Source organism: Mycobacterium sherrisii, from assembly GCF_002102355.1.
GTDB classification, from domain to species: Bacteria; Actinomycetota; Actinomycetes; order Mycobacteriales; family Mycobacteriaceae; genus Mycobacterium; species Mycobacterium sherrisii.
This window is the reverse complement of the sequence record NZ_LQPT01000081.1, coordinates 294,285-308,085: the sequence shown is the minus strand read 5'-3', so window position 1 is coordinate 308,085 and position 13,801 is coordinate 294,285. Positions and strand designations below refer to the sequence as shown.

Below are 13,801 nucleotides of genomic sequence, written 5' to 3'. Positions count from 1 at the left end.
GCGGCGGGGCGAACGGGGCGAACGGCTGCGGTCCGGCCGGCGGGGTGTTCTGCGAGGTTATGCAGATCACCGTGCATCCCGGCATGTGGCCGTGCGTCGGCCCGGTGACCGGCGGTGGCGGTGCCATCCAGGGGAACATGGGCTGGGCCGGGCTGGCCGGCGGCGGTTGGCCGGTCAGGTCGATCAGCGGCATCCGCGCCATCGGGTCGTCCTGCGGCAGCCCGATCATGTTGATCGGCAGGCCGGGGCCGAGCCCCTCGGGATGTTCGTCGTGCGCGTTGCCCAGCGGTGGCGGCGGTCCGGTGATGGGCGGCAGGTCGACCGGGACGACGCCGGTGGCGTACGCCGCCGCCCAGCCCAACACGTTCTGCGCGTAGGGAGTGGAGTTGTTGTAGCGCAGGATCGCGGCCATGACCTGGGCGGGGTCGCGCAGGTTCAGCCCGCCGCTGCACAAGTAGCGGGCCGCCGTCAGGGTCGAGTCGAACAGGTTCTGCGGGTCGGCCAGGCCGTCGCCGTCGCCGTCGGAGGCGTAACGAGCCCAGGTACCGGGGAGGAACTGCATCGGGCCCATGGCGCGCGCGTAGGTGACGCGGTTGCCGACGTTGCTGGAGATGATGACCTCGTTGCCGGGCAACGTGCCATCCAGCGCGGGACCGTAGATCGGGGTCACGGCGGTGCCGCGGGCGTCGACGGCGCCGCCGCCGGCATGCCCGGACTCGATCCGGCCGATGCCGGCCAGCAGGTTCCAGCTGATGCCGCAGGCCGGGTCGGAGACGGCCATCTTCTGCTCGGCGGTGCGGTAGGCGGTCAGCGCCATCATCGGGATGCCCAGCGCGCCAGGCGTATTCACCGCCATCGGCGGGGGCGGCGCCGACACGGCACCAGCCGCGACGTGGAACGCCGTCGGCGCCCGGTCGATCGCGATGACGACCGGGCCGGACAGGTCGGGGCTGCTCGGGGAGACGGCGGCGACCGGCGTGATGACCGCATGCACCGACGGGATCGGGCTCTTGACGCCGTGCAGGGGTTCGGGCGTCGCGCTGACCGCGCCGGCGAACACCAGCGGACTGATCACCGCCACGCTGAATGCCTGTATCCGAGATGTGGGAAGCACCCGCTTCCGCACCGCCGCGACGGCCGGGTGAGCACCCAAGCGACCCCGTATGCGCACTCCACCGTCCTAAGTATTTGGGCCGTCGGAAGCCCCTGTGAGCCGCCGGAACCACTGCTTAGCCTCGTGAACTAGATCACCATACATAACTCTTGTGACCAGAGTGGCGCAATGGTGGATTCGGGATTCAAGGGGATTCCTTAACGCCCGAAAACGCCCGAAAACGCCCGAAAACGCCCCAACGAGGCCAGTACAAGGCGCCCGATTAGCCGGCGTTACCGCTGCGTCGGAGGCTCCCCGGCCGGGGTCTGCGGGTCCCGGTCGGCCAGCAACGTACGCAGTTCGTCAAGCTCGTCGCGCAGGTATTCGCGGGTGACGACCTCGCCGACGGCCAACCGCAGCGCGGCCAACTCGCGGGACAGATACTCGGTGTCGGCCTTGGTCTGGGCCGCGCGCCGGCGGTCCTCCTCGAGCGCGACGCGGTCCCGGTTCTCCTGACGGTTCTGCGCCAACAGAATCAGCGGCGCGGCATACGCCGCCTGGGTGGAGAAGGCCAAATTGAGCAGGATGAACGGATACGGGTCGAAGCGCCACTCGACCGCGATCAGGTTGATCGCGATCCATACGACCACGACGACGGTCTGGATCAGCAGATAGCGGCCGGTGCCGAAGAAGCGCGCGATGGCCTCGGTGCTCTGCCCCACGGTCTCCGGGTCCAGGCGCAGCGAAATGCCACGCGACGTGCGCGGGGTGTACAGCCGCCGGGGTGCCGTTGGCCTGGTCACGAAGCCCCCTCGGTGGCATTGGCCCGGCCGACCACGGTGTTCAGTTCGTGGGCATCCGCGCGCCAGTCGTGCGGCAGCAGGTGATCGAGCAGGTCGTCGACGGTCACCGCGCCCAGCAGGTGCCGGGCGGCATCGACGACGGGCCCGCACACCAGGTTGTAGGCGGCGAAGTAACGCGTCACCGCGGCCAAGCTGGTCTCCGGGGTCAAGGTCAGCAGGTCACTGTCGACGATGCCGCCGACCAACTCACTCGGCGGTTCGCGCAGCAGCCGCTGCAACGGGACGCAGCCGAGGTACTGCCCGGTCGGGGTGGCCGTCGGTGGGCGCGTCACGAAGACCATCGACGACAGCGCCGGGGTGAGGTCCGGGTTGCGGACCATCGCCAGCGCCTCGGCCACCGTCGTGTCCGCGGTCAACACCACCGGGTCGGAGGTCATCAACCCGCCCGCGGTGTCCGGAGAATGTTTCAAAAGCCTTCGCACCGGGGCGGATTCGCCGGGATCCATCCGGGCCAACAGCAGTTCGGCATCCGTCGGGTTCAGCTCACCCAGCAGGTCGGCCGCATCGTCGGGATCCATTTCCTCGAGCACATCGGCGGCGCGCTCGGTGCCCAGCTGCGACAGGGCGTCGGCCTGCTCGGACTCGGGCAACTCCTGCAGGATGTCGGCCAGCCGCTCGTCGGTCAGGGCCTGGAACACCTCGGTACGCCGTTTGGCGGGTAGCCCGCGGATGGCATCGGCCACGTCGACGGCCCGCCGGCCCTCGAACTGGTTGAGCAGTTGGGCCACCGCCTGGCCCGGCATCGCCAAGGCGGACGGCGTCAATCCGTGCACGCTTTGCCAGTCCACGACATGCACCGGCCCGCGCCGGCCCAGCCGGCGGTGGGTGCGCACGGCGATCCTGGTCACCATCCAGTCGCGGGTTCGAGACTGTTCGATGCCCAGATCGGTGATGACGACCTCGCGCCCGGCCAAGTCGGGGAATTCGGGGTCGTTGACCGTGACCTGGGTGTCGAGAATCTGGCCGATCGCCAGCACCTCACCCGGTCGCTGCTCGAAGTGGCGCAACGACACGCTGCCGGTGTTCAGTGTCACGGCGTCGGGCTCGATCGCGGCCACGCGCAGAATCGGGATGAAGATGCTGCGCCGGGTGGCCAAGTCCACCACCAGGCCCAACACGCGCGGTTGCTGGCGGACGATGCTGATGCTGATCACGACATCGCGGATGCGGCCGAAGTTTTCGCCCATGGGTCCCAACACCAACATGCGCGCCAGCCGCGCGATGTACACCCTGTTGACCGATGCCATGCCGTTGAGCCTAGGCAGCCTGGTGCCCAATGGCAGCGTCCCGGCCCTGGCGAGCCGCTCTAATGGGAGTGCACCGCGAAAATCATCACGATCAAGCCCACGATCAGGGTCGCGACGCCGATCACGATGCCCGCGACGGCCATGCCGTACCCGTCTTGGCGGGTGCGCTTGATCTGATCGAGTGCGATCGTGCCCAGCACGATGCCGACGATTCCGCCGATGCCGCACAACAGACCGGTGAACGACGCGATCAGCGACGCGATGGCCAGCCCGTTGGTGCCGACCGCGGCGCCGTCGGCCGGCCAGTAATCGCCCGGATAGCCCGGAGCCGGGTAATACCCGCCGGGATAGGGCGGCGGACCGTCGACCCGCTGCCAGCCGGTTGGCGGGCCGCCTAATTGCGGGGGTGGTTCCGCCGGACCGGGCGGCTGCTGGTAGCCGAACGGCGGAGTGAATGGCGGATATTCGCCCAGGTAGCCGGGATGTTCGCCGCCGGGGTAACCGGGCGCCGGGCCCGCCGGTGGCGGGGCATCCCACGGCGCTGCCCAGCCTGGCTGTTGGGGGTGCTGACCGCCGGCCGCGCGTGCATCCGCGGCGTCGTCGCCGCTACCGCCCACTGGACCCGTCATGGTGTTCAACCTAGCCTGCGGCGGACCCCGATAGGGTGGGAGGGCCGGGGTGAAAACACGGCCACGTCGGAGGAGAATGAGCGCTGATGACTAGTCCTTTCCAGCCTGGCCAGGTCCCCGGCCCCACCCCCGGCGGCGCAGCCGCGGGCAGGCGCGCCGTGCCGCAGTTGCCGACCCCGCCGAAGGGCTGGCCGGTGGGCTCCTATCCCACCTACGCCGAGGCGCAGCGCGCGGTCGACTATCTGTCCGATCAGCAGTTCCCGGTGCAGCAGGTGACCATCGTCGGGGTGGATCTGATGCAGGTGGAACGGGTCACCGGCCGGTTGTCCTGGCCCAAGGTACTCGGCGGTGGCGTGCTCAGCGGCGCATGGCTGGGGTTGTTCATCGGCCTGGTGCTGGGCTTCTTCAGCCCCAACCCGTGGGGTGCGCTGCTGACCGGGCTGGTTGCCGGGGTGTTCTTCGGTCTGATCACCTCCGCGGTTCCGTACGCAATGGCACGCGGCACAAGGGATTTCAGTTCGACCATGCAGTTGGTGGCCGGCCGCTACGACGTGCTCTGCGACCCGCAGAACGCCGAGAAGGCCCGTGATCTGCTTGCGCGCCTGGCGATCTGAAGGCCGATGATTTGGTGTTGAGTCGTCGCGGAGGCGCGCGCACGGTGGGCGCGGTCTTGGTGGCGGTTCTGGCCGCGGTGTCGATGCTGACCGCCTGCGACACGGGCGGGCGTGGCCTGGTGCTCAGCTTCTACACCCCGGCTGCCGACGGCGCGACGTTCGCCGAAGTCGCCCGGCGCTGCAGCCAGGAGGCCGGCGGCCGGTACGCCATCCAGCACGTCAGCCTGCCCAGAGCCCCGGGCGCGCAACGGCTGCAGTACGCGCGGCGGCTGGCCGGCCGTGATCGCACGCTGGACGTGATGTCTCTGGACGTCATCTGGACCGCCGAGTTCGCCGAGGCGGGCTGGGTGCTGCCGCTGTCGGACGACCCGGCCGGCCGGGCGGAGGCCGACGCGACCGTCGACACCCTGCCGGGACCGCTGGCAACGGCCGGCTGGAAGCACAAACTGTACGCCGCGCCCATCACCACCAACACCCAATTGCTTTGGTACCGAACAGATTTGATATCCGAGCCGCCAAGTGACTGGACCGGTATGGTTGCCACGGCTGCCCGGTTGCACGCCGCCGGTGAGCCCAGCTGGATTGCGGTGCAGGCGAATCAGGGCGAGGGCCTGGTGGTGTGGTTCAACACGCTGCTGGTCAGCGGCGGCGGGCAGGTGCTCTCCGAGGACGGGCGGCGCGTGACCCTGACCGACACCCCCGCCCACCGGGCCGCCACCGTCCACGCGCTGCAAATCCTGAAGGCCGTGGCGACCGCGCCGGGCGCCGACCCATCGATCACCCGCACCGACGAGAGCACGGCCCGGCTGGCCGTCGAACAGGGCCGGGCCGCGCTCGAGGTCAACTGGCCGTTCGTGCTGGCGTCGCTGCTGGAGAACGCGGTCAAGGGCGGCGTGAAGTTCTTGCCGCTCAACGACAATCCAGCGCTGGCGGGCAGCATCAACCAGTATGGCACCTTCGCGCCCGACGACGAGCAGTTCCGCATCGCCTACCAGGCCAGCCAACGGGTCTTCGGGTTCGCCCCCTATCCGGGCGTGGCGCCGGGGCGGCCGGCGAAGGTGACGATCGGCGGGCTGAACCTCGCGGTCGCGAGCACCAGCCGCCACAAGGCCGAGGCGTTCGAGGCGATCAGATGCCTGCGCAGCCTGCAGAACCAGAAGTACATCTCGATCCAGGGCGGCCTGCCCGCGGTGCGGGCCTCGCTCTACTCCGATCCGCAGTTCCAGGCCAAGTACCCGATGCACACCATCATTCGCCGGCAGCTCACCGATGCCGCGGTACGTCCGGCGACACCGGCCTACCAAGCGGTCGGGATCCGGCTGGCGACGACGCTGAGCCCGATCACCGAGATCGACCCCGAACGCACCGCCGACGAACTCACCGCGCAGGTGCAGCGGGCCATCGACGGCAAGGGGTTGTTGCCGTGACCGCGCCACTTCGCAATCGCCCGGCCGAGCAGCGGCTGGCGTTTGTTCTCGTTGCGCCCGCCGCGACATTGATGCTGGCGGTGACGGCGTACCCGATCGGCTATGCGCTCTGGCTGAGCTTGCAGCACAACAACCTTGCTACCCCGGGCGACACCCGGTTCGTCGGCCTGGGCAATTACCTGACCGTTCTCACCGACCGCTACTGGTGGACGGCACTGGCGGTGACGGCGGCCATCACGGTGGTCTCGGTGTCGATCGAATTCGTGCTCGGCCTGACCCTGGCGCTGGTGATGCATCACACCCTGATCGGCCGGGGCCTGGTCCGCACCGCGGTGTTGGTGCCCTACGGCATCGTCACGGTGGTCGCGTCCTACAGCTGGTATTACGCGTGGACGCCGGGCACCGGCTACCTGGCCAATCTGCTGCCGAAGGGCTCACCTTTTCAAGCCCCACTGACGCAACAGATCCCGTCGTTGGGCATCGTCGTCCTCGCCGAGGTCTGGAAGACGACGCCGTTCATGTCCCTGCTGCTGCTGGCCGGATTGGCGTTGGTCCCGCAGGATCTGCTGAAAGCCGCGCAGGTGGACGGGGCCGGACCGTGGCGGCGGCTGACCCGAATCATGCTGCCGATCATCAAGCCGGCGGTGGTGGTGGCCCTGTTGTTCCGGACGCTGGACGCCTTCCGCATCTTCGACAACATCTACGTGCTGACCGAGGGGGCCAACGACACCGGCTCGGTGTCGATGCTGGGCTACGACAACCTGTTTGAAGGTTTCGACGTCGGCCTGGGTTCGGCGATCAGCGTGCTGATCTTCCTCTGCGTGGGCGTCATCGCGCTGATGTTCATCAAGGTGTTCGGCGCCGCCGCGCCCGGCGGGGGTGCCGATGAACGCTGAGTCGACCCGCCGCGCCGCCCGCTGGGCGGTCATCGATGCCCTGGTCGTGCTGTATGCCCTGCTGCCGGTGCTGTGGATTCTTAGTCTGTCGCTCAAGCCGACGTCAATGGTCAAGGACGGCAAGCTGATTCCGTCGTCGGTGACCCTGGAAAACTACCGCGGCATCTTCCGCGGCGACTTTTTCACGTCGGCGTTGCTCAACTCCGTCGGGATCGCGCTGATCGCCACCGCGGTCGCCGTGCTGCTCGGGGCGATGGCGGCCTACGCCATCGCCCGGCTGAACTTTCCCGGCAAGCGGCTGTTGGTCGGGTCCGCGCTGCTGATCACCATGTTCCCGGCCATCTCGCTGGTCACTCCGCTATTCGAAATCGAGCGTTGGCTAGGACTTTTCGACACTTGGCCGGGCTTGATTCTGCCGTACATCACCTTCGCGCTGCCGCTGGCCATGTATACCCTGTCGGCGTTCTTTCGGGAGATCCCGTGGGACCTGGAACGGGCGGCGAAAATGGACGGCGCGACCCCGGGGCAGGCGTTCCGCAAGGTGATCGTCCCGCTCGCCGCGCCCGGCCTGGTGACCGCGGCGATCTTGGTCTTCATCTTCGCCTGGAACGATCTGCTGCTGGCGTTGTCGCTGACCGCCACCAAGGCGGCGATCACCGCGCCGGTGGCGATTGCCAATTTCCCGGGCAGTTCGCAATTCGAGGAGCCGACGGGATCAATCGCGGCCGGCGCCATCGTGATCACGGTCCCGATCATCGTGTTTGTTCTAATCTTCCAACGACGGATTGTCGCCGGGTTGACCTCAGGCGCCGTGAAGGGATAGCGCGATGGCCGAGATTGTGCTGCAGCACGTCACCAAAAGTTACCCCGACGGGCACGCCGCGGTGCGCGACTTGAGCCTCACCATCGCCGACGGCGAGTTCTTGATCCTGGTCGGGCCATCCGGCTGCGGCAAGACCACAACCCTGAATATGATTGCCGGGCTTGAGGATATCTCGTCGGGTGAATTGCGCATCGGCGGCCAGCGGGTCAACGAGAAGGCACCCAAGGATCGCGATATCGCGATGGTGTTCCAGTCGTACGCGCTCTATCCGCACATGACCGTCCGGCAGAACATCGCCTTCCCGCTGACGCTGGCGAAGCTGAAAAAGAGCGACATCGAGCGCAAGGTTGCCGAAACCGCGAAAATCCTTGACCTGACCGAACTTCTGGACCGCAAACCGTCCCAGCTGTCGGGCGGACAACGGCAGCGGGTGGCGATGGGGCGCGCAATCGTGCGCCAGCCCAAAGCGTTTCTGATGGACGAGCCGCTTTCCAACCTGGACGCCAAGCTGCGAGTCCAGATGCGCGGTGAGATCGCCCGGCTGCAGCGCCGGCTGGGCACCACCACCGTCTACGTCACCCATGACCAGACCGAGGCGATGACGCTGGGCGACCGGGTGGTGGTGATGCACGCCGGGGTGGCCCAGCAGATCGGCACGCCCGAAGAGCTCTACGAACGGCCGGCGAACCTGTTTGTCGCCGGGTTCATCGGGTCGCCGCCGATGAACTTCTTCCCCGCAACCTTGACGACGAACGGCCTGGCGTTGCCGTTCGGCGAGGTGTTGCTGAGCCCGGACGCGCAGCAGGTGGTCGCCCAGCACCCCCGACCGGACAACGTCATCGTCGGGATGCGGCCCGAGCATCTGCTGGACGCCGCGCTGTTGGACGGATACCAGCGCATCACGTCGACGACCTTCGAGGTCACCGTCGACCTGATCGAATCGCTGGGGGCCGATAAATATGTGTACTTCACCATCGCGAACTCCGATGTGCATTCGGCGCGCCTCGACGAGGTAGCCGCCGAGTCGGAAGTCGCCGAAAACCAGTTCGTGGCAAGGGTTCCCGCCGAATCCAAGGCCGCCGCCGGCCAGCGGATCGAATTGGCTTTCAACACCGCAAAACTCGCCGTGTTCGACGCCGACACCGGTGCTAACCTGACCGTGCCGCGGGCGTCCGGCCAACAGTGACACCGATCCTCGACCCGGTGCGGGCACACCTGCGCGACCACTTCGCCGACGGCTGGGGCGAGCCCGACGCGGCCAGCGTGACGTTTCTGGGGACCGAGCCGATCGAGGTGCTGCGCTTCCGCCGGGACGCCCCCGAGGCGCTGGTGCACTATGTCTCGCTCGGCTGCTCGCGCCGGCCGATGGTTGATCCCACCGAGATCGTCGCCGACCCACACCGCGGCCCGCGCGCCGAGGTGACGCTGTGTCTGCGTGATCCCGGTGAGGTCGCCGGGATCGCCCGCAGCCTGGCGATACTGGCGGCCGCGCCGGTCGTCGACGGATTGGTGCTGGGTCCGGACGCCCTGATCGATCTCGGCTCGCCGCTGTGGTCTTCACCGTCGCGGCGGGTGCCGTTCACGGCGGTTCTGTTGGGCCCCAGCGACATTGCCCAGTGCCCGCTGCAGCCGCCGCGCGAGCCCGTGCGGTTTCTGTCCGCGACGCCGATCACCGCGACCGAGGCGGCGTGGGTGCGGCTCAAGGGTGCCGAGGCGATGCGGGAGGCCTGGCGCACCGACGGTGTCGACGTGCTCGACCCGAATCGCCATGCCGCTCAACCTAACTGAGCTAAAGCCAGTTGTTCCTGCGGAATTGGAAGTACAGCACCAGGCAGGCCAGGGTCATCAGGCCCATCACGCCCGGGTAGCCCCACGTCCAGTCCAGTTCGGGCATGAAGTGAAAGTTCATCCCGTAGATGGCGGCGACCATGGTGGGCACCGCCAAGATACCGGCCCAGGCGGCCATCTTGCGCATATCGTTGTTCTGCTGCATGCCGACTCGCGCCAGCGCCGCCTGAACCAGCGAGTTGAGCATGTCGTCGTAACTGGCGATCTGGTCGGCGGCCTCGGAATGGTGGTCGCCGACGTCGCGCAGATAGCGCCGCACCTCTTTGGAGATCAGATCCTTGTTCTCCATCTGCATGCGATGGAAGGCCGCCGACAACGGATTGACGCACCGGCGTAACTCGACGACCTCCCGCTTGAGCAGATAGATCGGTTCGACGTCGATCTTGCGGCCGGGCGCGAACGCCACCTCCTCGATGCTGTCGATGTCGGCTTCCATCAGCCGGGTCACCTCGAGGTAGTGGTCCACCACGTAGTCGGCGATCGCGTGCATCACCGCGAACGGCCCCAGCCTCAGCTGTGCACCGTCGGCTTCCATCCGCCTGCGCACGTCGGCCAGTCCGCTGTGGTCACCGTGACGCACCGTGACCACGAAGTTGCGGCCGACGAAGATCATCACCTCGCCGCTTTGCACGATTTCGCGGGCCAACGCCACGGACTCGTGCGGCACGTATTTGACCGTCTTGAGCACCAGCACCAACGTGCCGTCGTAGCGTTCCAGCTTGGGGCGTTGGTGAGCGCACACGGCGTCCTCGACGGCCAGCGGGTGCAAGCCGAAAACGTCCGCAACCTCTTTCATCTGGACGTCGTCGGGCTCGTGCAAGCCGACCCAGACGAACGCCTCGTGCCCCAGCGTCTCGATCTGGTGCACCTTGCTGTCGGCGGCCTCGTAGGTGAACGTGCCGGGCAGCCGCTGGCCCTCCACGTAGACCGCGCAGTCGACCAGGGCCACGTGCGGCGGGGGCGATTCCGGCGCGGGTTTGGACGTCGGCTCATGCGCAATCGTTCGAAGCGCTTCGGGGAGTGCATCGAAACCCTCGAACACCTCAACCTCCAGTCGCACCCGGGAGTGGCAGCGCGGTGCTCAATGCTACGCGCGCTGGCAAAACGGGTCTTGAAATAGTGTGCCGCGGTGGCGGAACGGCTGCGCTCACCGCGCCGGCAAAGACGAATGCGCGGCGGCCCTGCAGTGGTCGAGGACCGAAGGATTCGGGTCGGTGGGAGTGCGCTAGTTTCGTGGGCAACCGCTACTGCATTTTGAAGCCCTTCTCCCAAAAGGAGCACACCGACGTGAGCGCAAGTCCACTCAAGGTGGCCGTCACCGGCGCCGCCGGCCAGATCGGCTACAGCCTGTTGTTCCGCCTTGCCAGCGGCTCGCTGCTGGGCCCCGACCGCCCGATCGAGTTGCGGCTGCTCGAGATCGAACCGGCGCTCAAGGCGCTCGAGGGCGTCGTGATGGAACTCGACGACTGCGCCTTCCCGCTACTGTCCGGCGTCGAGATCGGCGCCGACGCGAACAAGATCTTCGACGGGGTGAACCTGGCGCTGCTGGTCGGCGCGCGCCCGCGCGGCCCGGGCATGGAGCGCAGCGACCTGCTGGAGGCCAACGGCGCGATCTTCACCGCCCAGGGCAAGGCCCTCAACGCGGTCGCTGCCGACGACGTCCGCATCGGCGTGACCGGCAACCCGGCCAACACCAACGCGCTGATCGCGCTGAGCAACGCCCCCGACATCCCCAAGGAGCGGTTCTCCGCGCTGACCCGCCTGGACCACAACCGGGCGATCTCGCAGCTGGCCAAGAAGACCGGCGCCGCCGTCACCGACATCAACAAGGTGACCATCTGGGGTAACCACTCGGCCACGCAGTATCCCGACATCTTCCACGCGGAGATCGGCGGCAAGAACGCGGCCGAGGTCGTCAACGACCAGGACTGGATCGAAAACGATTTCATCCCGACGGTCGCCAAGCGGGGTGCGGCGATCATCGATGCCCGCGGCGCCTCGTCGGCCGCCTCGGCCGCGTCGGCCACCGTCGACGCCGCCCGCGACTGGCTGCTGGGCAGCCCGGACGGCGACTGGGTGTCGATGGCGGTCTTCTCCGACGGCTCCTACGGCGTGCCGGAGGGCATCGTGTCGTCGTTCCCGGTGACCACCTCCGACGGCAACTGGTCGATCGTGCAAGGTCTGGACATCGACGAGTTCTCCCGCGGCCGCATCGACAAGACCACCGCCGAGCTGGTCGACGAGCGCAATGCGGTCACCGAGCTCAAGCTGATCTGAATTAGGCCCGCTAATCGATAGTCAGTACCCTGGGCGCGTGTCCGAAATCGTGCCACCGCCGTTAGTCATCGGAGACGACGAGATCTTCGAGGCCCACGTGGGTGGGAAGCTTTCGGTCGACATGAAGGCGGCGCTGGACACGCAGCGCGCGCTGTCGATCGCCTACACGCCCGGTGTCGCGCAGGTCAGTCGGGCGATCGCCGCCGACCACACCCTGGCCGACCGCTACACCTGGGCGAACCGGCTGGTGGCCGTGGTCAGCGACGGCAGCGCGGTCTTGGGCCTCGGCGACATCGGACCCGCCGCGGCGCTGCCGGTGATGGAGGGCAAGAGCGCGCTGTTCAAGCAGTTCGCCGACCTCAACGCGATCCCGATCGTGCTGGACACCAAGGATCCCGACGAGATCGTGGAAACACTGGTGCGATTGCGGCCGACGTTCGGTGCGGTGAACCTCGAGGACATCTCCGCGCCGCGTTGCTTCGAGATCGAACGACGCGTGATCGACGCGCTGGATTGCCCGGTCATGCACGACGACCAGCACGGCACCGCGATCGTGGTGCTGGCCGCGCTGATGGGCGCTGCCAAGTTGCTCGGCCGCGACATGGGGTCGATGCGCGTGGTCGTGTCCGGCGCCGGGGCCGCGGGCGTGGCGTGCTCGAAACTGCTTCTGGCGATGGGTGTTTCGGATATCACGGTGCTTGACTCGCAGGGCATCTTGCACGCCGGCCGCGACGATATGAACGTCGTCAAGACCGACCTGGCGCGCAGCAGCAATCCGCGCGGACTGACCGGCGGCATGGTGGAGGCGCTCAAGGAAGCCGACGTGTTCCTCGGGGTGTCGGCCGGCGTCGTGCCGGAGGAACTCATTGCCACCATGGCGCCCGAAAGCATTGTGTTCGCGCTGTCCAACCCCGACCCGGAAATTCAGCCCGACGTCGCGGCCCGCCACGCCGCCGTGGTGGCCACCGGCCGCAGCGACTTCCCGAATCAGATCAACAACGTGCTGGCGTTCCCCGGGGTGTTCCGCGGCGCGCTGGATGCGGGGGCGCGGCGGATCACCGAGAACATGATGGTGGCCGCGGCCGAGGCGATTTTCTCTGTCGTCAGCGACGAGCTCGCCCCGGACCGGATCGTGCCGAGTCCGCTGGACATGCGGGTCGGCAAGGCGGTGGCTCAGGCCGTGGCACGGGCCGCAGACAACACGGCGTGAAGACCGGCAGGCTGGCGGCGTTGCTGGCCGCAGCCCTGCTCGCCGCCGCGTGCTGCGCCGGTTGCACATCCGCTGGCCATTACGGAACGCCCGAGGTGGTCGTCGGCTCGAAAAAGGACGACTTGTCGGTGTTGCTGGCCGGCGTCTACGCCGCGGCACTGCGGTCGTACGGCTTCCCGGCACGAACCGAAATCGCCGACGACCCGATGGCACGGCTGGACTCGGGTGCGTTCGGCGTCGCTCCCGCGTTGACCGGTCAAACCCTGCAGGCCCTGCAGCCCGGGGCCACGGCGCGCTCCGACGCCGAGGTCTACCGCGCGATGGTGGCGGCGCTGCCCGAGGGCATCGCCGCCGGGGACTACACCACGGCCGCCGAGGACAAACCGGTATTGCTGGTGGCGCAGCCGACCGCCAAGGCGTGGGGCGGCCAGGACCGCAGCGCGGATCTGAGCACGCTGGCCAAGCACTGCGCCGGGTTGACCGTCGGGGCCGTCGCCGGCCGACCGACACCGTCGGTGGTCGGCACCTGCCGAATGCCGGTTCCGCGCGAATTCCCGGACGGCGCAACGATGTTCGCTGCGTTGCGGTCCGGACAGGTGGCCGCGGGATGGACCACCACCGCCGACCCGGCGCTGCCGGGCGATCTGGTGCCGCTCGCCGACGGCAAGCCCGCCCTGATCCAGGCGCAGAATGTGGTGCCGCTGTACCGGCGCAACGTGCTGACCGATCGGCAGGTGCTGGCGATCAACGAGGTGGCGGGCGTGCTGGACACCGCGGCCCTGGCCGAGATGCGCCGGCAAGTCGCCGGTGGGGCCGACCCGCAGGCGGTTGCCAGCGGTTGGCTTGCCGAACATCCGCTGGGGCGGTGAAGGGT

14 protein-coding genes are annotated in these 13,801 nt (G+C 68.1%); 9 read left to right on the top strand and 5 right to left on the bottom strand.

The genetic code is table 11. The features are described 5' to 3' along the window. From AWC25_RS16085 to AWC25_RS16070, 4 genes are all read right to left on the bottom strand, one after another. A partial coding sequence (locus AWC25_RS16085) for a lytic transglycosylase domain-containing protein (RefSeq protein ID WP_085167083.1) occupies positions 1 to 1,171 on the bottom strand: 1,171 nt, incomplete at its 3' end. Positions 1,172 to 1,386: 215 nt separating this feature from the next. After that, positions 1,387 to 1,896 (bottom strand): DUF1003 domain-containing protein, encoded by a 510-nt coding sequence (locus AWC25_RS16080; RefSeq protein WP_069399227.1) that lies wholly within the window; start codon positions 1,894 to 1,896, stop codon positions 1,387 to 1,389. Continuing rightward, positions 1,893 to 3,203: a magnesium transporter MgtE N-terminal domain-containing protein gene (locus AWC25_RS16075; protein ID WP_069399228.1), complete on the bottom strand. Its 1,311-nt coding sequence runs from the start codon at positions 3,201 to 3,203 to the stop codon at positions 1,893 to 1,895. Before AWC25_RS16075 ends, AWC25_RS16080 begins: the two co-directional genes overlap by 4 nt. A 59-nt stretch (positions 3,204 to 3,262) precedes the next feature. Then, positions 3,263 to 3,832: a DUF4190 domain-containing protein gene (locus AWC25_RS16070; RefSeq protein ID WP_085167074.1), complete on the bottom strand. Its 570-nt coding sequence runs from the start codon at positions 3,830 to 3,832 to the stop codon at positions 3,263 to 3,265. 86 nt (positions 3,833 to 3,918) lie between these two features. On the opposite strand from AWC25_RS16070, the gene AWC25_RS16065 reads away from it, so the two are divergent. The 6 genes from AWC25_RS16065 to AWC25_RS16040 all read left to right on the top strand — a co-directional run bounded on the left by AWC25_RS16065 (position 3,919) and on the right by AWC25_RS16040 (position 9,380). Further along, positions 3,919 to 4,446, top strand: coding sequence for a YflT domain-containing protein (locus tag AWC25_RS16065; RefSeq protein ID WP_069399230.1), 528 nt, complete (start codon positions 3,919 to 3,921; stop codon positions 4,444 to 4,446). An 83-nt stretch (positions 4,447 to 4,529) separates the two neighbouring features. Further along, positions 4,530 to 5,873: an extracellular solute-binding protein gene (locus tag AWC25_RS16060; RefSeq protein ID WP_142278875.1), complete on the top strand. Its 1,344-nt coding sequence runs from the start codon at positions 4,530 to 4,532 to the stop codon at positions 5,871 to 5,873. After that, positions 5,870 to 6,769, top strand: a complete 900-nt coding sequence (locus AWC25_RS16055) for a carbohydrate ABC transporter permease (protein WP_069399231.1) — start codon at positions 5,870 to 5,872, stop codon at positions 6,767 to 6,769. Before AWC25_RS16060 ends, AWC25_RS16055 begins: the two co-directional genes overlap by 4 nt. Next, positions 6,759 to 7,592 (top strand): carbohydrate ABC transporter permease, encoded by an 834-nt coding sequence (locus AWC25_RS16050; protein ID WP_069399232.1) that lies wholly within the window; start codon positions 6,759 to 6,761, stop codon positions 7,590 to 7,592. Before AWC25_RS16055 ends, AWC25_RS16050 begins: the two co-directional genes overlap by 11 nt. A 4-nt stretch (positions 7,593 to 7,596) precedes the next feature. After that, a complete protein-coding gene (locus AWC25_RS16045) occupies positions 7,597 to 8,778 on the top strand; it encodes an ABC transporter ATP-binding protein (RefSeq protein ID WP_069399233.1) in 1,182 nt (393 codons plus the stop codon). After that, complete coding sequence (locus AWC25_RS16040; RefSeq protein ID WP_069399234.1) at positions 8,775 to 9,380, top strand: suppressor of fused domain protein; 606 nt, start codon at positions 8,775 to 8,777, stop codon at positions 9,378 to 9,380. The genes AWC25_RS16045 and AWC25_RS16040 overlap by 4 nt, the downstream gene beginning before the upstream one ends. A 1-nt stretch (position 9,381) precedes the next feature. Here AWC25_RS16040 and corA read toward each other — a convergent pair whose 3' ends face one another. Beyond that, positions 9,382 to 10,482, bottom strand: a complete 1,101-nt coding sequence (corA, locus tag AWC25_RS16035; RefSeq protein WP_085167082.1) for a magnesium/cobalt transporter CorA — start codon at positions 10,480 to 10,482, stop codon at positions 9,382 to 9,384. A 245-nt stretch (positions 10,483 to 10,727) separates the two neighbouring features. Between corA and AWC25_RS16030 the strand changes: the two genes are divergently transcribed. From AWC25_RS16030 to AWC25_RS16020, 3 genes are read left to right on the top strand one after another with little or no spacing between them, the layout of a single operon-like run. Further along, positions 10,728 to 11,717, top strand: coding sequence for a malate dehydrogenase (locus AWC25_RS16030; RefSeq protein ID WP_069399311.1), 990 nt, complete (start codon positions 10,728 to 10,730; stop codon positions 11,715 to 11,717). Between the two features lie 37 nt (positions 11,718 to 11,754). Beyond that, on the top strand, positions 11,755 to 12,927 hold the full coding sequence (locus tag AWC25_RS16025) for an NAD(P)-dependent malic enzyme (protein ID WP_069399235.1): 1,173 nt from the start codon (positions 11,755 to 11,757) through the stop codon (positions 12,925 to 12,927). Then, positions 12,924 to 13,796 (top strand): glycine betaine ABC transporter substrate-binding protein, encoded by an 873-nt coding sequence (locus AWC25_RS16020; protein ID WP_085167073.1) that lies wholly within the window; start codon positions 12,924 to 12,926, stop codon positions 13,794 to 13,796. Before AWC25_RS16025 ends, AWC25_RS16020 begins: the two co-directional genes overlap by 4 nt. The last annotated feature ends 5 nt before the right edge of the window (positions 13,797 to 13,801 follow it).

Excerpts from the sequence above, each read along its gene's own strand:
- AWC25_RS16075 (WP_069399228.1), bottom strand. The coding sequence starts at position 3,203 with ATGGCATCGGTCAACAGGGTGTACATCGCGCGGCTGGCGCGCATGTTG.
- AWC25_RS16070 (WP_085167074.1), bottom strand. The coding sequence starts at position 3,832 with ATGACGGGTCCAGTGGGCGGTAGCGGCGACGACGCCGCGGATGCACGC.
- AWC25_RS16065 (WP_069399230.1), top strand. The coding sequence starts at position 3,919 with ATGACTAGTCCTTTCCAGCCTGGCCAGGTCCCCGGCCCCACCCCCGGC.
- AWC25_RS16060 (WP_142278875.1), top strand. The coding sequence starts at position 4,530 with ATGCTGACCGCCTGCGACACGGGCGGGCGTGGCCTGGTGCTCAGCTTC.
- AWC25_RS16050 (WP_069399232.1), top strand. The coding sequence starts at position 6,759 with ATGAACGCTGAGTCGACCCGCCGCGCCGCCCGCTGGGCGGTCATCGAT.
- AWC25_RS16045 (WP_069399233.1), top strand. The coding sequence starts at position 7,597 with ATGGCCGAGATTGTGCTGCAGCACGTCACCAAAAGTTACCCCGACGGG.